This window comes from Halorubrum laminariae (assembly GCF_024494655.1).
In the GTDB taxonomy this organism is placed as follows: Archaea; Halobacteriota; Halobacteria; order Halobacteriales; family Haloferacaceae; genus Halorubrum; species Halorubrum laminariae.
Genome location: NZ_JANHDL010000008.1, coordinates 20,174 through 41,332, shown reverse-complemented (window position 1 = coordinate 41,332; position 21,159 = coordinate 20,174). Strand labels below are relative to the sequence as shown.

Here is a 21,159-nt window from a genome sequence, read left to right as displayed (position 1 = left end):
TATCTGCGTTACTGTAACTGTTCTTGTAACTCCATCGCAATATATCGGTCTCCTTGGACTTTCACACTTCCGTGTTGATCGCTTCCCTTCCGGTGGAATTTAACACTCGATCGGAGAAGATTGATATAGTCCTCTTTTCCGAGAAAGTCTCGAAGATTCTCCTCAACGTCCCCATCAGGTGTATTGAACATATCTTGTATGTTCGATAATGACTGGCAAAACTCAATTACGTCGTCAAAGTACACGAGGTCACCCTGTTCGAATTCAGCTATGTCCAAATACATCTTTGTTATCTCGTATAGTACATCGCTTGTCTCCTTGTGGGAGAGATTGAGCGACCGAGCTTGATGAGATGTTCCGAGCGCGTCGATAACTTCACTAACGGTGTTCGTAACTGTGGCCGCAGGAACTTCAGTATCGTTGACGTAGACCTCACTATAGGGGAGTAGCACATCTACAGTCACGGTTTGTTTTTCACCGTTGGTGGGAATAACAGTAATATCGAGAATTTTTGAAGAGTTTGTCTCTCGACGTTCAATACTGAGGTTTTGATCGTCAGGGAGACTTTGCTGAATTTCCTTTTCAGCACTATCAAGATAATACTGCCATGCGTTGTTGATGTCCCGTTCTAATTTGTAGTAGAGTGCTGTGTCTGTGTCACACTCGGGATTAAGTGAGTTTTGGAGGTTCTGCTTCCGCTCAATAGCTCCGACACCTCCCTGTTTTGTAATTTTATAATCGGAGAGGATAGTTGCCCAGTGACACTCGTACCATTCATTGTCGTAGTCGTGGTGTTCTCTCTTAACTTTGAACGTGTCTGTATCTTCTTCAGACGGGGGGAGAAGCGGAGTTAGTTGTTGCCGTCGCCGGTGTCTGCGGAGAAGAGCGTTCGTGACGAGGTCCTTGGACGGCGCATCAAGTGACTCAGCGATCCTCTCAAAGCCTCCAAGAAGGTGTTGCCACCGTTGTTCAGAGACACGATCGGCATCAAGAAATCGTTCAATCAGATCCACGAGCTCTTCTTCCGGATTCGAACTCTGTGCAGGCAAGCCGCAGACATGCGGAGTCGCTGAGGGACCCTCGTGGTGAAGCGCAAAGTCGTGAGTCCCTCCGTCGTTTTTCCTAGTAACTTTGACTTCAGGGAACGTCTTCCGCCGTGAACGGTATTGATCGTAGTTCTCATGGGAACTAACCCGCTGTTCCCACATGTCGTTAAATCGAGTTTCGCTGAACGACTTTTCTGAGTATACGCCCTGAAGCCCGATTGTAATCGCGTTTTTGAAATGGCGTGCCCAATCTTCGCTTGGGAGATCGTAGGCAGTAACGCTCGCTGGACGGACTACGTTTTCAACGACCCGGTTGTCGGCGACAGAGTAGCGTAATCTGTCATACCATTCATCAACGGCTACAGCGATTTCATCGCCGACGTTGAATTCAGCGCCAGATACTGACTCAACCGTGAATGATCCAACTCCGCGGAACGTTGTTTCGACAGTCTCCTGTTCGTCGGGCCCACCAACCGGGGCGATGAGTGCCACATCGAGCCCAATAAGAAGCAATTGTTGTAGGTTGTGACTTGCGCGCACGAATCGACGGTCGTGCTTCAACTCAGATAGCGGAGTGCCACTCGAGAAAACGATCCCGCCGCGTGTGTTCCAGTCAGTTATGGGATCTGATTGATCTGAGATCCCAACGGCAGCGGCAAGATCAGCACGTGTGAATTGTTGTTGGTCCCACTGATCAAGCTCTGACTGTATTTGACTCGTTAGGTCAATCCCAACCGTCATCGGATCGCCGAGAACAGCTGATTCGTATGGGTCAGCATCGTAGCGACTGAATTGCGCTTCGAGTTCATCAGCAAGAACGCTTTCATCGACCTGCCCGATTCGGGTTTCGAGATAGTCACGGTACACCTTCGAGAGGTCCTTCCCCCAGCGAGACCCGAGTTTGGCTTGTTTCAGTATCTGATCGAATAGATTTGAGTTGGGCAACTGTTCTAGCTCAAGCGCTGCTTGTACACCTGGTTGATCATCGAGAAACTCGACTTTTTCAGTCGTGAGTTCCTCTGCCGCATCTTCATCAGACACTAAGTAGAACACCGCTTCCGGGGTAGATGCAAAGAGTCCGGATTCGCTATCGCTCATTACAGGGAACTAGACAGGATGAAGCTAAAAACTACTGATGAGAACCGGGTACAGAATCGAGTAATCTTGAAAATGAGGAGTGAGGGAACGTTACCGTCGGTGGAAGTGTATCGTTGGTAAACCAACTATTTTTCTCAGGGCCCTCGTGTGCGCTTAGTGTGTCTAATATAGAGGCACAGCTGACAGCCGATGACGAGAAGTTTGAGAAGGGAAAGAGGCAACTGAAAGCAGACGTTCTGGGTTATCTTACTGACCAGCTTAACAAGCCGTAGTCGAAAAAGAAGGGTGGGTCACAACTGGGCATTTCAATTCGTGTTTGACGAAATCCATCTCCCCAGATTTGGTCCTCCGCGAACTAGTATTGAGGAGGTTCAGTCCCCACAGGTTTTCAACACAAAAGTAGCCTATCAGATTGATGACGCTGTGGAGGTTAGCATACCTAATAGATGATTGATCGCCCACTCGCTGGTGTCTGATTTTCTATTCCTCCGCTGAGGACCCTACTAAGAACTCTCTATGCAGAAATACCGAACTGATAGGTTACCGACCTGATCCCGACGCCTTCTGAAGATTTTACGTAGTCAAGAAGTTAGATGTAAACTATGTGTCCGTCCCCGCGTACCATCGAACCGCGGTAGCAACGATGTCTTCACGTGATTGAGCAGTCGATGAAGGATGTTCGGTAACGGCGTCGACGAGTGCTGGGTCAACGCGGATCGTCACGGTTGGTGTCTGGTTGTCTGTGTCGAGTCCGACAAGATCCCCAAGGAGTTCTCCGTAGGCCGTGGTTTTGAACGAATCAAGATCAGTGAACTCATCCGAGTCCGCAACTACACCAGCTAAGGCCTGATCCACTATCGACGAGTGTGAGGAGACACTGGTCTCCGGTTCAGTCTCTGTTCCACGAAGTCGGTCACCAAGGTATGCTGTCGTCGCGTCGGTAGCAACATCAGCGATGGATATCGGACCTTTGTCAGTCTCTGCTATGAGGTGAGTGGCAAGTGCAGTTGTTAGCGGTTCTAACACAACAGAGAATGCCCGATTACCTTCCTGCTCAGGCGATGTAGTGGGAGATTCTGGTGCGGGTTGAGACTTGGTCGTTTCTGTTTCCGAAATTTCCGACGTGGATTGAGTGTCGGTTGTTTCCGTTTCCGGCTTCGAATACGACGACACGGATGGAGCATCAGGAGAATCCACATCCTCCTCACTGTCTGCTGACGTAGTAGCGTCCGAATCATCCGACTCAGCGGTTGAACGAACTGAATCAGATTGTGATGTATTGTGATCGGCATCACCAGCGCTATTGGCAGCCTCATCATCAGGTGACTCGGTTTCGTCTGCCGATGTCGCTGACTGCTGACTACGCCGTACGATTTCTTTGAGATCTGCTTTTGAGAGCTCCCCGGATTGTATTGCGGACACAACCCAGTCATCAAGTTGCTTGAATGATGCGCCAGTAGTGCGAACAAGCCCTACGGATTCGGCGGGTGAGCCTTGCGAGTCGGATTTAGCGGAGTCGTGTTCGTCGTCTGGGGTCGTAGTCATGGCGGGTGAGTCTGATCCGCTGGCGGTTGTTGTCGAGGAGCCGGTATCGCTATCAGCGGCCTCTGTTGTGGTCGGGCCGGTATACGCCGTCTCCTGGGCCAATACCTGTTTCACGTGCTCGATGTCAATGCCTTCAGCAGGAAGATCGACCGTTGGGGAACGTGATAGACTGGGCAAATCGACATCGGAAAAGAGATCTGTTTCAGTTAATGCACCGACGCTTTGCGTCGTGGCTTGTGTTGGGGTCCGACCGCCGTTGGGAGCCCACGGCGGTGCGCGCCACTGTCCATTCGCGTACAGCGTGTACTCGCCAGAATCCGATGGTGACCACACGTTACTATTGAGATGATTGAACTGGTTACCAGCCCCGCGATGCGTGTGCGTGATAACAGTGTGCTGTGGGTTAGCCGACTCATGTACCGATTCTAGCGCGTCGTATTCCGGATGGTTCACGATGCGGAAGTCATGAACGGTACACTGTCCGCTCCGAATCGGAGATTGCCCGGATCCAATCAGCTGTACGACACACGCGTCTGGCTGATCCCGTAACACGCCATATAGTCGGCCAGAACTACGTTCACTCGGAACATCTGGGCCAGCGATCGTGATTATCCCACGTCCCAGGGCCTCATCAGTATGGGAAAACTCCGGGACAGGTCGGACAGCGTCAGCCTCGTACTCCAATCGCTCATACAGCTTTGCGGCCTGCCCCACGACGCGTACTCGGACTCCAAGTTCAAATCGCTCAATCAACGCGCCCAATAGATACGCAACGTGAACACCCACAATACCGCTTGTCGTGACGAGTGTCTGCATCCCGCTATGTGCTTGCTGTAGCGCAATGCCAAGCGCCTCAGACAACTCTGAAGAGAAGTTACTGCTCGTCGCCACGGTGAGAAACAAAACATCTACGTCTTGAATTGACTCAAGTGGGAGTCCCGGATAGCCGCCTGCTCGAGTGAGTGTAAAATCCCCCGTCGCAAGAATATACCCGGTGTCGACACCCTGATCTTTCTCAAATCGGAATAGGTACCCCACTGCCCCTGGGACGTGGCCGGCAGGAACCGGATGAAACGCTACTTCTGATCCGACTGACGTCCACTCGTCGACCGGTTCGATCGCCGCTACCATCGAATCATCCGCTTCAACGCCTGTCTGTTGTGTTGCGATATCGAATACGTCGCCGATGATCTTCGCCGTTGCTGGCGAGGTGTATACTGACGTGTGGGGGTCTACACACTGATTTAGAGACTGATAATGATCCGAATGAGCGTGAGTGAGGCAGACAGCATCAATTGTTTCGCCAGGATTCAGTATCCTATCAAGTTCAAGTTCTGCACCGGCATCGACCAAGATGGTTGTCGGAGCATCAGTCTGTGTAGACTGAAATCGCAAGAGAAAGGATTCATTTCCCCCAGTTGGGTTCGCATGATGATAGGATAGATTCACCTGAATTTCTAATAACTTAGCAGGTCATAATGATGTGTCGGTGTTGGTGGGCAAAATTAGAGAGCTCTGTACTGAACGATCTGTGAGTTCCCTAAACAGATCGCTACTAACGAACCGTGCGATTGCTGCGACGCTGAGTTAGAAGCCAACTGACCAAAACGTGGTTATTAGTCCCCATCTTAGGGGAATGTGAGAATACACTCATGACCGACAATACCCCACCATTTGAATTCGACGAATTGCACGGACTTCGAGACCATCTTATTGAACAGTTTGATGAGGAACTCGTCACAGCCACGCTCAATGTGATCGAAGGTAATGGGAACATCACCGAAGCAGAGTACCGTGTCGCCGTAGCACAGGAATTCTGTAAGTTGGTTGGCGGACCACCAAAAAAGAAAGCGGGCAACCGCTACAGGACTGGGCCCGAAAGCGCTCTTGATCGGGCGTTCACGGGCGTTGCTTCCGCATTCGATATCTCAGAGTCTACCGTCAGAGAGCGCTGTGTTCATACGCGATACGATGAACCTAGTGCTACAGAACAGTTTAGGGATGATCTCCAAACCATTTGTCGTCAAGTTCAAGATACTGAATAAAACTCCAACCACCGGTGGTTCTATAACTGTCCCACCTCCGATTCGCTCAAATCACCCATACCTCGAAACTGGAGCGTAGCGAGACGATTTTAGGTACTATCAGAATCATACATTGTACTGAGTAAGAGCGGAAAGATGTCGGCACTCGCAGAGTTTCTAACAAGTACAGATCCGGAGTAATCGTAGACCTGGTACTCTGCGTGATGAGTTCAGCTTTGGACCTTGATTTGCTCGCCGATGAAATAGCTATTTTCTGCTTGGAGGCGAACGCGGTATTCTTCGCCCGCGTTTCCGTTTTCAACGTGGATGTGCCGCCCTTTGTATTCAGCAATCGCGTTCCCGCTCCCGCTGATACGGTCGACAGTGACTGTTACTTTAGTCCCATCGAGTTGAGACATTGAGGTGGATGTTGAGCTGTTGGATGTCTTTTTTTGCTTCGACTTCGATTGCGACTCCGACTGCTGGGATGAGCGCTTGTGCTTTTCCTGCGACGTCACTTTCCCGTCAACGATAACGTTCGTCCCTTTGCGAGCCCGGTCATGGAACGTTCCTTCACTGTCACCGACTGTTCCTGGTGCTGAGTCACCGATATCGTGTGCTGGGTCTTGGCGGTGACCGTAACCGTAGCGATCCTCATTCGAAGCCATACGACCAATTATATGTTGTTGAACTTAATGGTATGTGTTAGCAACCTGCTGGCGAACAGCGGCTACAGCTGACGTCTCTGGGTCGTCTCATCTCGTTTAGATAGTCATGTCGTAAAATGAGTGGGCCTAGTGGGATTCTGTCTTTCAGTCATGACGTGATGTGAAACAACGGCTCGTTGGGGATCGCCCGCTGACCGCTGAGAATAGATAGTTGTGCGAGGTACAGCGCGCAGATCACACATGAAGCCGTCTTAAATTCGGTTAGTACTGATCGATGGTACAGTAGTTTTGTAGCTTGGTTTATGATTCGATACTCAACAGCAGTTATTCACGTATCGGTGCTATCGTAGTTATCCACAATTACCGGCACATCACTATGGTCTAGCATTTCCGACAACAGATCTGGTTTGAGGTCTCCTTTCTCTAACAGTATACAGATTAATGCATGGCGTTGGGCAGCTGCTCCGGACATATTTCCAATACTGTTGAGTAAAGTTCGAATCTCCCCAGCATTCATATCTGACACGTTCACATAATCAATGATTTGCTCAGCATCAGTGTGAGTGCTACCCGTCAACATACGTGCCACATCGGAGGTGAATTCAACTTTATAAGTCGGTCGCTCATCACTTGATGTGAGAATATCATCATTCTCGTTCTCCTGATCTATTGTGTTCGTGGATGAGGTATCTGGGTCCATCGTCCTAATTCTAAAGTGGCATACATATATATTTGAACGAATCGACTAATCCTCTTATGATTTTGATGGCTGTGTTGTGGAAAGTAGTTGGTAGTGGGTAGGTACAGTTTTCAAAAAATTGTCTAGAAGTCTCGGTGTGTAATCACGGACTGGTTTTATTTTACAGCATCGGTCCCTTTATTCAGCACACAAACTCTGTTAGGTACTGAGGATTCAACAGGACAAATGAGTATATATCGTTGATAGGTAGACACGCCGCTGGCATCAGTAATATCAAATGGTAGACTTAGCTGAGTCGGTATAAATGTCAGATAATATCTTCATCTATTCATCGAGCTCGTTAGCAGATCTGACTATTTATTGTTCGCGGATCAATAGGTTGATGAGTGGAGGATAAAAGACGTAGAGTGTGCTATTACAATGTCCTCAGTGTGATGACTCACAATCATCTCTAGGTGATTTAAACACCCACTTATGGAACAATCATCGGGCATCTATTCTTCCTAATGGAGGTAACCTCAGTCCGGATGGCACGGTCGTCTGTCCAAGTTGTGAAGTACCTATCCGGAGTGATTCTCTCATATATCATTCTTCCTGTCTAGATAGGCTGAATAATATTGACTCAAGTACTATCGAGTGGTTTGGTTCTGGAAGCTTGCTATGCCCTCTGTGTGGGATCAGTAGCGAGAGCGAGTATCAACTTAAATCACACATCTCCTCGGCTCACTCTGAGAGTGAACTCTTCGATCATATTGTTTTATCAGAAACTGACAGTTGTGTTGGATGTGGGGAGTCAAGAGATTCTAGCGATGACCATGCCCAACACTATCTCAACAATCACTCCGCATTTAGTGACAAACCAGCGGGAACTGGATTTGTTTGCCCAATCAAAAATTGCGACTCTCAAGCGGAGTCTGCAGATCTTATTCAATACCACCTCTGGTCCGAGCATTTTGATGGCAGTGGCGGATTCTCTGGAGGCAGAGTTTGCCCTGGGTGTCATGAGAAGATCTCGCTTGAAGAAGTAGCGTCTCACCTCCAGTGTTCAGAGGAGGTTGATGCTTCTGAGTTGTTAGAATATTTTTCGCTGCCATTAGATCTGACTGACTGCTTTGTATGCGATTACTCTACCTACAATAAAGGGAAGTTAGCTGTACACATTCAAAACGACCACGTACCGTCGCTACTGGATAATGGGTGCTGTCCTGCATGCGGAGATAATCTCAAGGACGCCTCACGCTCTGACTTGTTCACACACTATCCATGCTTCGCTGATGCTACTGGGGGAACTGTTCAATTAGAATCCGACACAGGGAAATTGATATGCCCAGATTGTACAGAGTCGATCGAGTCTATCGAAGCGTTAGTAGAACACGTTAGCAACGAGCACTTGACCTCGATTTTTCGAGACTCTGTATGCAGGTACTGCGATAACAGCATCACCCAAGTATATGATCACATAGAGTGTTTACTAAGCACTACCAGTAATTCTGTATCGAATAATGAAGTGACCACTCATACAGCGGTTGAGTCCCTATCTGCTGACGAACGCGATGATTATTATCAAGGTCTACAGGACTTCATCGAATTAGAACGTGAAGCGACCCGACAGGAAGGCTGGGAACGATACCAAACCCAGGCGACCGAAAAATTAGCTCAAAATCAACAAGCGATTCCTGAGGTCATGTCAATCGGAAAACAGCACCATCCAGAATATGATAACCAATATGTATACGAGCAGGTGGTTCCGGATTATGTAACACATCCAAAAAATCTAGTGGACCAGTTTGGGATCTACCCTGGGTCTGAAGTAATAATCGATGTGGATCGAGAAACCGATGCTCTCCCTACAGAGGCCATCGTAACGTTCGTCGATGAGCAAACCATCGGGATCGGTCTGAAAACTGATTATGATTATCATCACAAAGTAAATAAAGAGCTGAGTCAGCTCGATTCAAGCCAAGAAATTCCGGCTTACAGTATATATCAGCTACTCAATCCTACCACATACGATCGTGAGACAGAGGCTGTGAACAAGGCTCAACGTTCCGATCTAATTGACGAAATCATTACAGGCGAGCGAGAAATTATCGAAAGGCAAGCAAACGTTGCTGCGTTAGTCGATCCGTCCCTCAATGCCCCGCAGCAACGTGCAGTTAATCGTGCACTCGGCACATCGGGTATATCCTGTATACATGGTCCACCAGGAACAGGAAAAACAAGAACTTTAACGGCATTAATTAAAGCTGCTGTCGCAAAGGGTGATCATGTCCTCGCTGTTGCTCATTCGAACCAAGCAGTCGACAACTTGATCGTTGGTACATCGGATATTGATAATCCGGATGAGAAGTCGCTACATTTTGCAGCGAAACAAGACGATTTCTCTATTGCGAGAATTGGACAGAATTCCCGTAACAATGTGATTCAGAAATACCACGGCGATATTCGTCCGGACGATGCACAGGTTGTCGCAGGAACTATGTCTGCGTGTGCAGATTTGTCGAGAACTTTCGATTGGGTAGTGGTTGATGAAGCAACTCAAGCGGCACAGCCTGCGACATTGATTTCCCTATTAAGAGGAGACAATATCGTTCTCGCGGGGGATCACAGACAACTCCCGCCGTTCGCATCAAGTGAAGACGCAAAACTGGAGGAAATGCACGTCTCTCTATTCGAACATATTCTTGACAGATATGGGAGAAAATTCGCGGAACGGCTTCTCACGCAGTATCGGATGAATAAGGATATTGCGCAATTCCCAAGTGAGCAATTTTATGAGGGAAGTTTGAACCACGGAAATATCAACAAAGATTGGTCAATACTCGGAATGGATCCTCTAAGTGGGATTCACGTAGAAGGGAGTGAACAAACAGATCGGAGTTCAAAATCCAAATACAATATAATAGAGGCTCAGATCGTCGCAGAGCAGGCTGAGCTGCTACTAAATAAAGGCCTCAGTCATGATGAGATCGGTATTATTACTTCTTACAGTGCGCAAATCGGGAAAATCGCTGGTGAATTACATAATCAGGATATAGAAAATCCGAATCGGATAGAAGTTGATACGATAGACTCTTTTCAGGGAAGTGAACGAAAAGCGATCATCGTCTCTTTTGTGAGGAGTAATGACCGAAATAACGCTGGATTTCTCGAGTTTCCTGATGAAGGTCCACGTCGGCTAAATGTTGCACTTACTCGTGCGCAAAAGCGACTCGTACTCGTTGGAGACTTTGATACGCTTGGAAACGTAGCTGATCATCTTGATGCATCGACTAGTTGTGCACAAGTTTATGATGATTTGAGGAATTACTATTCGGATTTAGGGTACTTTGAGTCAAGGTAGGTTCCCACTCTGCGGCTCCATTTGTCATACAACGCGCCCATCAAAGTTGTCGTGAACGCACACAGCACCGCTTGTTGATCAGACCACTACAATCCTTCCGGTCAAGGTGAACGTCTTGATACTCTTACCGATCCCCAACTGGAAATATAGTAGCGTTCCTAGTGGAATCACAAAATCATCTTTTAGCATGTACTCCACCAGTATGGTATCGCGTTCACAGCCGAGAGAGGCCCCGGCGTAAAAAGGCGTCAGGCGTCGTCAGCGATGTAGATGAGCGTCTGTACGTCGATCATGGACGCGTCACCGGCATGGGCATCGATTTTGCGCATGAGCTCGCGGCACGCGACGGCAACTTCGTGATATTGGCGAGCGTTGAATCCTGTGCCGAGACCATCAAGCGTTGAGTACGCCGCGAAGAAGTGGTCCATGCGTCGGTACTGAAACGTGATGTGTTGATCCGGGTACGCGTACATGAGCAGTGCTGTCGCAGCACGGAGCAGTGATCCGGGACTCCGGTCGTTGTCGGCTCGCGTGGTGAGGTGGTGGAAGAACTCGTAGAACTCGTTGAGCCGATCGACAATCGGGAGGTCTTCGTTGTAGAGATCGCTGAGCACGGCGGCGGCATCCGCTGGGTTGTCGTGACAGTGCGCGACGATATCCTGCCAGGTCAGTCGGTGGAACTGTCCGCCCATCATTTTCGCAGGCACGTTCGACACCGCGTCGAACTCCGCGTCAGGTTCTTCGATCGCTGCGAAGAACTTGGGAATCTCTGTTGCAGTCAACTCTGTGAGATCGAATTGGGCGTGAATTACGTCCTCGAAGTACTCTGCGAACTGCCATTTCCACGATTCGATGTGTGTACCGCCCCAGTGGGCGGTTTCGAGGTCATCGTACGCGCCCGAGTCACGAGCATCTACGTGCGACTCGATCAGCGCATCGACGCCGTCCCATTCGATTGGGTCCGCACTGCTGGTGTGGACTCGATGCCCAACGAGCGGCCGGAACAGCGCCGCGTACGGCCCGGTGAGCTGGGCGTTGATCGTGTCTCGGTCAGCGGTCTGTACGAGCCTGAAAAACTCGTCAATTTCCGCGTACAGCGGCACTTCGTACGGGGTTCCAACAGAGGCGTGCCCGACGACCGACTCGTAGTCCTCTGCAAACTCCGAGATCGCGGTTACAACAGCGTCAGGCGTCCCGACGTTGTCGTATCCCAGTGAACGGAGCACGGTTTGTGCTTCGAGCGTCGGGATGGGGTTGGCTCCACCTTGGAGCCGAGCGTATAGTTCGTGGATACCCCACCCAGGATCTGACCCAGCGAGTCGATCAAGCCATCTCTGATCGAACGAAACGGCATCAGTCATCTCGGAGCAAACACCGAGTAAGGAATCAACCGCCGAATCAGGACCGAGGAGGACAGCAGCACTCGGAGCCCAATAACTCGCCAGCGTGTCGGCATTCCACAGGGCACGAAACGTTTCCGGAGATGGATGAGCGAGAAACGCCTCGTGCTGCTTCTCGCATGCGTGCGTTCGGTTCGTCTCAGTAAAATCGATGCCGGGGGCAATAGGGCTCTCAGACACCATATCTCGCCACGCAGTGAGCGCGGGGGTCAATGAATGGCTGAGCGTAGACCGGGTCATACGTGGTCTCGTGACCACGGCTGGTTATACACCAAGGGTGAGGTGACGAGTACTGAGACCAGCGTCATTTCGAGATCTCGGCCTCCTGTTGTACGTTCGACCGCCAAAGCGTGTTGAGCAACGACAGCTCCTGGCTCATCGACTCGTCGTTCACGGCCTCCATCTCATCAGCGAGATAACTGCGGAGCGTGGCGAAGCGGTGCGCGTACTGGTCAGAGACGACTAGCGGCACCGACTCACGTTCGTGCTCACCACGCTGATCCGGCAGCAGCCAATCGTCGACGCCAGTCCCGGTGGCAGCGCCGTCGTGGACGTCGCTGGCCCATGCGCGAAGCTCTCGTGCATACCGGGCGAGTGCGACGGCCTTCCGCACACCGTTGTGTGTGAACGGTCCTGGTTCGTCGGGCAGCGAGACCGACGTGCGCTCGGTGTGTTCGCCCCCGTTGCGGTCCGTCCACGAAGCCTGCAGTGCGAGGCTTCCCTCTCCGTCTGTTGGAGCGAGTCGAACCAGGAGCACCCCACCGCGAGCCTCGCCGTCTTGCTTGGCCGACGGGAACAGCGTCCCGACGTACATAAGTTGGTCACTGGCAGCATCGCCCGATGGAGAGCCGTGGACAGCCTCGATCTCGTACCCGTCTGCGTCTAGTGCTAACTCGAGGTCGTACACGAGCGGCGTCACCATGTAGTCGAACTCCTTCCCGAGTCGTTGCTCGAACTCGTCTGCAGAGTGGATGAAGTAGTGGTTCGCACCGCGGATCCCCGACACTGCGTCTGCCAGTTCGGCGTTTGCGTCGAGGCCCATCCCGATGAAGGTCGTGTGGATCCCATCGGCGGCCGCATCGGCGAACAGGTCGGTGAGTCCACTCGCGCCCGTTTCACCGGTATTGGGCATCATATCGGTCATGAAGATAACGCGGCGCTCAACGTCTGAACTGCTCGTCCCATCGGCCAGCATATCGACGGCGGCTGCGAACCCGTCTTCCATATTCGTGCTGCCACCGGCTGCGATCTCACGAATGTGCTGTCGAATCGCGGGCATATCCGTCGCCCCGACATCCCGGATGGGTTTCGCCACGTGGGCGCGGTGGTTGTAGAGGACGACACCGAGCCGGTCCTCGACGTGAAGCTGTTCCGTGAGCGCACACAGCGACTGCGTCGCGGCATCGATCTTCGTCTGGCCGCCGGTGTCGGCCTCACACTGGTGGCCCTGCTCGTCGTAGTAGTACTCGTCGAACTGACTAGACATCGATCCGGAGACATCGAGCACCGCCACGAGGTCAAGTCGCGGCCGCTCGAACTCGTCGACTGACAGCGTCGAGTCGAGTCCGACCGAGAGGTACTGCTCGGTCTCACCAGAAATCGGATGCTCTGTGACTGCCGCTGCGTACCGTGGTGCGAACAATGACTCTGTCGCCGTTCGCTCGCCCGTCTCGAAGTAGTAGTCGTAAAACAGCCCTTCGTCGCTGATTGCGTCCGGTTCCGGAGTGTATCCGTTCACAACGTTTTCCCGAAAATTCGTCACGTCTTTCGCTCCACCAGTAGCGAGACCGACCGTCTCGGAATTCGAGATGCAGTTCAGCCCCCCGGGACTCGCATCTGCGTGCATCTCAGCATCGGCACCGTGCTCGGCATGACGAAGTTCGAACTCATCGATGTGACGGCCACAGGACGGACAGACGTAGTCGGGTGCGGTGACCGGCTCATCGTGTATCGGCACCCAGTCGTCGGTTCGTGCACCCGCAGAGAGACGCGCGAGCGACGACGTCGAGTCAAGGATGAGGAAGCGCTCGTCAATCCCGAACGCGTCCGCCGCGCTCACGACCGCGGAGTCAGCGGTGTCGAGCACCCACCCGGGTCGAAGCTGATCGCCGCACTGCGGACAGCTGTGGGGCGTCGACGCCGAGGTATCGACAAGGTCGGCGACGAGCAACCGTGAGAACGCGTACGTGGCACCGGTCTTGAGCGGCCACAGCGAATGGCTGTCCGGCGTGGCGAGCACGGTGAGCTGATCACCTGTCTGGTCGGTAACGAGGAGTCGGGACACTGGCGCGCCGTCGCAGCCGATCGTGCGTATGGTGATGAATTCGGCGTCGAGACCGAGTCGGTCCCCGGGCCGTGTGTCGGTGAATGTGTCGTCCATAGTGGTGTGATGGCTGCCGTTTACCCGGGCAACCCGCGGGCCCTCAACCACAGTACACGCATCGCCGCCGCGCTTAATCAGATAAGCACCATCGTAGCGGCGCTTTTTTCACACGTACACGCAACAATATGGACCATCCTGTTTTAAATCCTTTGTTAAAGTACATTAAAAAAATATTTGATTAGTAATATCAAACATCGGAGTGCGGTTTATTGGTAACGGGGAGCCAAAAACAGACGGAGAGCGCGTATCAACCGCGCAAAGCGGACGCCGCAACGCAGAGTAATCAACCGGAACAACCATTGCGATGGTACTCTTTGATGTACAACATCCTATGGCTCTCGATGCTGGCGACGCCCTCGTCGAATCCCTCCACGAGCACAATCTGTGGTGGGACGACGGAGCCGACGCATTCGATCTTCCTGTGCGCCACAAAAGTGATTTCTACCATCTCGCACGGCCACACGCGTCCGGCAGTCAGTTTGAAGACCAGCCCATCCTCGCACTCGTCGGGCGTCGCGGCGTCGGCAAAACCACGCTGCTCCACCAGTTTATCCACCACCGTATCGACGCTGGCGACGCCCCCGAGCGATTCCTCTATCTCCCGTTCGACGCGAACCCGCTGTATCAACTCCAATCCGACGAGCAACTCGCACGCGCCATCCGGTATTATGAGAGCCGTGTCTACGGACGCGCGCCTGACGACGCGCCGCAGTTCATCCTCCTTGACGACATCCACCAGATCGAACACGCCAACAAGCCAACGATCGACGGGTGGGGAACAGTTGTCGCCGACCTCATCGACGAGCCGCCGGATCGACATCTCGTGCTGACTGCCAGTGCTGACGTACAAATAACTCGAGAACTTACCGACAGCGACATCCCACAAGACGCATACGACGTCCAACCCATTCTGCCCGAGAAATTCCGAGACTACCTGTTCACGCTCTATCCCGACCTCGAAGCGGAAGAGACCCGCGTCAGCCCGAGTTCGATACGCACGGGGATCAACAGCCTTCCGGCCGCCATAGATGACGGGGATCTCTCCGGGCCCATCACAGAAATACAAGAGAAGTATGAGAAAGTCGCTGACGCAGAGGCTCGTATCCAATCACAGGTTGTCGAGTACCTTGCGATGGGTGGCATCATCAGTTACGAACAGGATGGTGCTGTCGACTCAGCACGTGAACTGAGCGATGACGACTACACACAACTTCGGGACAACGTCCGAACCGCACTGTACCAGGACGTGCCCGGCTTCGAATCGATTCAAACAATTGCGGACCTCGAACGGTTGTGCGCGTTGGCAGCCCGGAACCGCGCGACAGAGTCATTCCGATACCAAGAGCTTGTCGAGTTGTTCGATGTCGATCGCCGCACAATCGCCGACAGCTACCTGCCGGCGCTCGCTGAACTGTACGTACTCACCGGCGTCACGGAGTACGACAACAGTCGCCCACGGGGCGTTAGACTCTACCTCCGCGATACCGGGCTCGTGAACGCGCTAGCCGACGGTGCCCCATCAACGGTACGTAACGACTTCCAACGAGAAGCGGAACTTGCCCGCATCGCAGCCTTTGACCACACGATGCGGTTTGCGTACGGGGTCAACGCCACACAGAGAACTGACCCAACGCCCGCTGTGCAGTACTGGCGTGGCCGAGAGGGCGAAGTCGACTTCGTCTTCGAGGTCGGAAATACGCCGGTCCCAATCGGACTCGCATATCGGTCACGGACCCGTGAGACCACTATTGAGGCGCTTCAGGAATTCCAAGACACATACGACGCCCCAATTGGGTTCCTCCTCGCGGGCGACACTGTCCGTGGGACCGAACCAATTCAGCAGCCCAACGATGGCATTATTGAACTGCCATACTGGCTGTACCTCTTGCTCTGTTAGAGGCGTTGCGGCAACGAACACACTAGCCAGCTATCTGATTCGCGTTGGCAACGACTGCTCCGACCTCGAAACCAGCTTACTGGGTGGCAACAGAGATCCCGCCGTTAAGAGTCGAAACAAGTACCTCGCGACCTGATGCGAGCCCAGGATCGTGGACAGTTACTGGGAAACCGATAGCGGACCCACCTCTGATCTTAGCGATTTTTATGCTCACGTCCGCACCGGTTGCTACTCCGACGACGAACAACGAATCAAGATTCCGTTCCTGGCTCAGCTCCCCCTCGCATAAGCTCGCAGATACTTGTTTTGTTGCTCGAGTTCGCATCTCGTCACCTGGAAGGTGATTCCGCTGATACACACCCCGTTGAGCTACCAATTGTGCGTGGTTCTCGTTGACGTCTGCTACTTTAGCATAGATCTGAGAATCAGGGCCGATAGTTGCATTCTCGCTAACTTCCGCTAGACTCGCAGTATCAATATTAGTTCAACTCGACGTGTCTACCTCCGGTGTATCACTGCCGACTCGCGTTACTGTAGCCTGGATCTTATCTCCTTCCTTCAGCTTCAGCCAATACTGTCGTTCGCTGTCTCCTGTTGGCACAGGATAAACAGTTCAATAAGAGAATATATAAAATCATCCCACACCGAATTTGGCTCACCGAGGCACGCATAACTGACTCCCCTGATCAGTATCCACAATATGTTTTGATCAACGAAATACGCGCTCTGGATTCAGCACCGCTCCGAGAGTATATCACCAAATGAGGAATTCAACACCTATGAAAGCCTGCTAGCGCAACAAACCACGTCTGCGATACTATATTTTTCGCCGAGATCGACCCGATCGTGTCCATGGAAAGAAACCGCAAGCAGTCACGGTGACAGCTCAGGAACCGGCCGGCAGGCGGTCAGAACGTGAATGAGTTGAGCTATAGCTAACGACCGCTGCAACCGGCCGATGAGGGCCGCCGAGCCGGCGGCCCTCAGTAACTCACCTCTTGTGGCTCAGGTTCCTCCGTGCGGTCGAGCATTTGGAAGATCGATACGAGCTGCTGCTGCGCTGATGGGTGGTGTGTGCGTAAATGGAGCCACACCTATTCGGGCTCGCCGCCCGGATGCTGGCGGCATCCGGGCGGCCTCCCATGATGGTGCTTCCTTGGCACGTAGGCCAATCAGAGCCACGCGTTCGAAGACGCTGTTGAATCATCGGCCTTTGACCACCCCAGTACCTCTTTACGCACGCTGGGGACTTAGCAGGCTTTCATCCCATCAGAGCCTTTCCATAGAGTGGTAGCCAATTATTTGCTTCCCACCAATGAGTTCCACTCAACCATGACCGGAATCGTGATCCTCCCCGCTGGTCGCGACGACGCGTTTGAGGACTACAAACAGTTCATCCGGGATGGCCACCCAATTGCGGATATTTGAGTCATATCTCAATGACGAAGACCTCGAACTATTTTGCACGACTTCTGACGACGATCTCGTCCACGTCTGGGGTACCCCAGTAGACGGGACGTGGCGGAACGTCGAGCGCAACGACATCGCGCTCGTCTACCACGATGGTGCGTTCGTCGCGAGAGGCCAGTCCTCTAACGTCGCAACGACCCCGACCTTGCGGAGTATCTCTGGAGAGAAAACGTTGAAACGGTCGCTGGAACGAGGAAAGCCCCTGGGAGTACATGACCTTCCTCACCGATGTTGAGGAAGTCGACGTCGACATTAAGGAATTCAACGAGCTCGTTGGCTATGACGAGACCTACCGTCCGCAGGGATTTACACGAGTGGCAGACAAGCGCCTCAACCAACCCTCTGGCGAGGAATCAGTCGAAACCGCCATTGCCGACCTAACCGATGCCAGCGAGCGTGTTCACCCGGTCGACGACGAAGACGACGGACCCACTCCTGACCTAGCTGACCAACTCCGGGCGGCCAGCACAGATGGGAACGCTCACGAGGAGTTCGAGAAACTCGTTGCGAAGGCCTTCTCCCGGCTGGGCTGTGCCGCCGACTGAATCGAAGGAGGGGGTGACACCGACGTGGAGATCCGATCCCCCGAACACGTCGTTGTCGAAGTGAAGGCCCGAGAGAACGGCCGAGTCAACTCGCTAGAAGTCACCAACGTAGACAAACACCGACGCCAGCGTGGAGCCGATCACGCCATCGTGGTCGCCCTAGGCTTCGCCCCAAAGGTGATCGATAATGCCGAGACGACCGAATTAACAACCATCGCCGTCGACGACGTCGTCGAGCTCCTCGATCGCCGGGACGAGTATGCCGTCCCACCCGAGGAGATATTGGCCCACTTGACACGCTCAGGAGCCTTCCAAGACGACAGACTCGACCTCCTCGATGAGTACATCTAGGACCGCATCGATGCTGGAGAGACCTTGCTTGCGGTCATCCGAGCTCTCGAGCGTGCCGCCGGAGCCGTGGAAACAGCGGAGGACGTCCGGTAGATCGTCGTGGGCATGGAGGACTCGAACGATATCCCAACCACCGAAGAGGTTCGATCCGCCCTCCAACTGCTCGCGCATCCAAGCGTAGGGGCCGTCGAGCAGGACGAAGAAGGCTATCGAGTGACGACTGACTACCAGAACGGGATCCAATTGGTCAGATCCCTCGGAGATATCATTCAACCACCGGGAAGGGAGGAGTAGATCGAGGGCATCTCGCCCCGTCCTGATTACGTCGCTTCTTTTGTAGTCCCCTTCTTCTCTCGTGAATAGCTTCGGAAATGGTGGTGTGCGGATTCCCGCAATCACTCGTCAACAAAAGCTGCGGTAACGGTGGAGAGTCAGACCCGATCTATACCTGTTATTGAGCCCACACACCACTGCTTCAAGTGAAACAACAGACTCCATTACGATGGGTCTTTTCGGCAGCTTTCCATGAGAGTGAGCGATCTTAACCAACATACTTCGGGTTCTGCCATCTTTGTTGGTTAATCACAGCATCCTGCTGTCTACCTACCGAACGTCGGATATTAGCTCGATTATACATTTGTTGGGAACACGTTACTCTTGGGCGGCAATCTGGTTTCACACTACGGAGTCGGTGCTGCCGGTCGTTGTGATTGGTAAGAGGAGTGCGGGTCGTAGTGGGTGTGCTGGGAGGGGTTGGTCGCCTACGTCCCCACACACCGGCACTTCGAGTATTTCAAACTGTACACCAGTAGATCGACGCTGAGATCCAGCCGCTCTCTCACACCATCCGTTCAAGTGTTCAAGTGAAACCACCGACGCGGTCGCGAACAAAACTGCTCTCAGCGTCTGGTGAGAGTCTGAGCAACCGTTATCGGAGACACACCCACCACTGTTTCATGAATTTAGCGAGAGTATCGGAGAATGGGAGTGATAAACCTATCTGGAGAAAGTAGATTCACGGATTTGGTTCTGGGGCAAGAGAGACGCAAGCTCGTACAAATCCGCCTGACACCCACCAGTGTTTCAGGAATTAACTCAGCTGGACGAACACCATTCCCTAGAATTCGAGTGAGTGCGTTACTCAAAACGGCAAAGTAGTTAACACTCGACTTGGAGAGCTGAGAAGCCCTAACTCGGAAGGGTAGAGACCAGACACGTCTCTCAGGAATTCGTCAGGAGAAGTAAACATGGCATTTCCGGATGACCAATTATAGTAGATACTAGAAATAATTACTCACTTTTGGAATTGAGAGTTGATCAAGAGCACTGTCGATCGCTGTTGTAAGTTCGTCGAGTGAGTCGAAAAAGCGGTTGCTGAGAGCTGCTTGGAGTTGTCTCCAGCATTCTTCGACTGGATTCAGTTCTGGCGAATATGAAGGAAGCGTCACGAAGGTGAGGTCGTCACGGGCCGCAAGGTCCGTGACGGCCGATCCCTGAAAGTACGGTGCGCCATCGAGAACGATGATCAGATCATCTTCAAATTCTTCACATAGTGCCAAAATGAAATGTTTTGCGTGAGCGGCGGTAATGTACTCTGTAAACCGAGAGAAAAAGCGATCACCGTCCTCGGTGATCGCGCCCAGCAGACACGTCCAGTCCCGTTGACCAGATAATTCGACGGACGGCCGCGTGCCGCGCGGAAACCACGCGGCTCAACTTGGACCGATTTCTTGGTTTGATCGATACAGACTACTGTGGCGTCCATTTCCCGCCGCTTTTTTTGATCTCGTCGTAAAACTCATCTTGCTCGTCTTCGTCGGATTCAGCCGCTGAACGGCGTGGTTTTTGATAACTCAATCCCGCTTCTTTCAACAACCGCCGGCAGCTTGGGATTGAATAGTCGACGCCGTACGTTTCTTCAAGATATTCTTGTGCGAGCGCCGGCGTCCACGCCGGCGCGTCAAAGCCGATCTCTTGAGGTGATTCATTGACTGTTTACTCAAACTCTTGTTGCTGTGTTTCTGAGAGTTTTCGCTTTCGACCAGATCGGTGAGCATCAGAAACAGCCTGTTCAAGTGGGTCGTCCGTATCGAGTCGGTTGAGCCAGTTATAGATCGTTTTTCGCTCTGTGTCGTACCACTCGGCAAGTTCGGTTTGCGTGACGCCGTTTTTGTACGCGATCGCAGCTAACAGCCGTTGAGTCGGCTTGTTTCCATCAACATTGTCAAGCGCCTCTTGAAGTTCTTCGACAGAGATCTCGTTGAGGTGATCCATTACAGGCAACATATATATCTGAGTAAAAAGTTCTACCGACTACTATAAATCGAAGTGATGGATACCGTTGGGACCCCCACCACTGTTTCAGCAATTCCCCCGAATTAGAGATCGGGACGAATACGAAGAAGAACCCCGCTAGAGGTGCACATTTTATAAAGTCTTCAGATATAGGTTGCTACACTCGTTTAAACTGCTCTATCTACTCTCTTACTACTACACTTACTACTACTAAAGGAAAAGAATATATATTATAATAACAGTCGCTGTGTCCTTTATCCGGCTAAAATAGAGGTACCAGTGGCCAAGAACCGTGTCTTCGTACTGTAACATATGTTTCCGTCAGAACTGATTGTCCCCACCGTTTCACACGAGAATTGCTGAAACAGTGGTGGGGGTGTGGGCTGTTTATTTT

12 protein-coding genes and 1 pseudogene are annotated in these 21,159 nt (G+C 52.3%); 5 read left to right on the top strand and 8 right to left on the bottom strand.

What is annotated here, in order from left to right; all coding sequences use genetic code 11:
- Positions 1-8: 8 nt before the first annotated feature.
- Both NO887_RS13145 and NO887_RS13140 read right to left on the bottom strand, forming a co-directional pair.
- Positions 9-2,144: a hypothetical protein gene (locus tag NO887_RS13145; RefSeq protein ID WP_256418741.1), complete on the bottom strand. Its 2,136-nt coding sequence runs from the start codon at positions 2,142-2,144 to the stop codon at positions 9-11.
- A 600-nt stretch (positions 2,145-2,744) separates the two neighbouring features.
- The gene (locus NO887_RS13140; protein WP_256418740.1) at positions 2,745-5,042 is read right to left on the bottom strand and encodes an MBL fold metallo-hydrolase; all 2,298 of its coding nucleotides are present in this window, start codon (positions 5,040-5,042) and stop codon (positions 2,745-2,747) included.
- A 299-nt stretch (positions 5,043-5,341) separates the two neighbouring features.
- Here NO887_RS13140 and NO887_RS13135 point away from each other — a divergent pair, with 299 nt between their 5' ends.
- A complete protein-coding gene (locus NO887_RS13135; RefSeq protein ID WP_256418739.1) occupies positions 5,342-5,734 on the top strand; it encodes a hypothetical protein in 393 nt (130 codons plus the stop codon).
- A 209-nt stretch (positions 5,735-5,943) separates the two neighbouring features.
- On the opposite strand, the gene NO887_RS13130 is transcribed toward NO887_RS13135, so the two are convergent.
- Positions 5,944-6,381, bottom strand: a complete 438-nt coding sequence (locus NO887_RS13130) for a hypothetical protein (RefSeq protein ID WP_256418738.1) — start codon at positions 6,379-6,381, stop codon at positions 5,944-5,946.
- 328 nt (positions 6,382-6,709) lie between these two features.
- Complete coding sequence (locus tag NO887_RS13125; protein ID WP_256418737.1) at positions 6,710-7,081, bottom strand: hypothetical protein; 372 nt, start codon at positions 7,079-7,081, stop codon at positions 6,710-6,712.
- Between the two features lie 1,507 nt (positions 7,082-8,588).
- On the opposite strand from NO887_RS13125, the gene NO887_RS13120 reads away from it, so the two are divergent.
- Positions 8,589-10,424 (top strand): AAA domain-containing protein, encoded by a 1,836-nt coding sequence (locus NO887_RS13120; RefSeq protein ID WP_256418736.1) that lies wholly within the window; start codon positions 8,589-8,591, stop codon positions 10,422-10,424.
- Positions 10,425-10,672: 248 nt separating this feature from the next.
- Here NO887_RS13120 and NO887_RS13115 read toward each other — a convergent pair whose 3' ends face one another.
- Both NO887_RS13115 and NO887_RS13110 read right to left on the bottom strand, forming a co-directional pair.
- Positions 10,673-11,785: a hypothetical protein gene (locus tag NO887_RS13115; RefSeq protein ID WP_256418735.1), complete on the bottom strand. Its 1,113-nt coding sequence runs from the start codon at positions 11,783-11,785 to the stop codon at positions 10,673-10,675.
- A gap of 343 nt (positions 11,786-12,128) precedes the next feature.
- Complete coding sequence (locus NO887_RS13110) at positions 12,129-14,204, bottom strand: vWA domain-containing protein (protein ID WP_256418734.1); 2,076 nt, start codon at positions 14,202-14,204, stop codon at positions 12,129-12,131.
- Positions 14,205-14,538: 334 nt separating this feature from the next.
- Between NO887_RS13110 and NO887_RS13105 the strand changes: the two genes are divergently transcribed.
- From NO887_RS13105 to NO887_RS13095, 3 genes are all read left to right on the top strand, one after another.
- The gene (locus NO887_RS13105; RefSeq protein ID WP_256418733.1) at positions 14,539-16,104 is read left to right on the top strand and encodes an ATP-binding protein; all 1,566 of its coding nucleotides are present in this window, start codon (positions 14,539-14,541) and stop codon (positions 16,102-16,104) included.
- A gap of 1,682 nt (positions 16,105-17,786) precedes the next feature.
- Positions 17,787-18,119, top strand: a complete 333-nt coding sequence (locus tag NO887_RS13100; RefSeq protein ID WP_256418732.1) for a restriction endonuclease — start codon at positions 17,787-17,789, stop codon at positions 18,117-18,119.
- 24 nt (positions 18,120-18,143) lie between these two features.
- Positions 18,144-18,470 carry a hypothetical protein gene (locus NO887_RS13095; protein ID WP_256418731.1) on the top strand — a complete coding sequence of 109 codons (327 nt, stop codon included), beginning with the start codon at positions 18,144-18,146 and terminating at the stop codon, positions 18,468-18,470.
- On the opposite strand, the gene NO887_RS13090 is transcribed toward NO887_RS13095, so the two are convergent.
- Together NO887_RS13090 and NO887_RS13085 are read right to left on the bottom strand one after the other, a co-directional pair.
- Positions 18,420-18,713, bottom strand: coding sequence for a hypothetical protein (locus tag NO887_RS13090; RefSeq protein ID WP_256418730.1), 294 nt, complete (start codon positions 18,711-18,713; stop codon positions 18,420-18,422). The two genes, NO887_RS13095 and NO887_RS13090, sit on opposite strands and share 51 nt — an antisense overlap.
- 1,037 nt (positions 18,714-19,750) lie before the next feature.
- Positions 19,751-20,744: pseudogene (locus NO887_RS13085) on the bottom strand (IS630 family transposase).
- Positions 20,745-21,159: the final 415 nt, after the last annotated feature.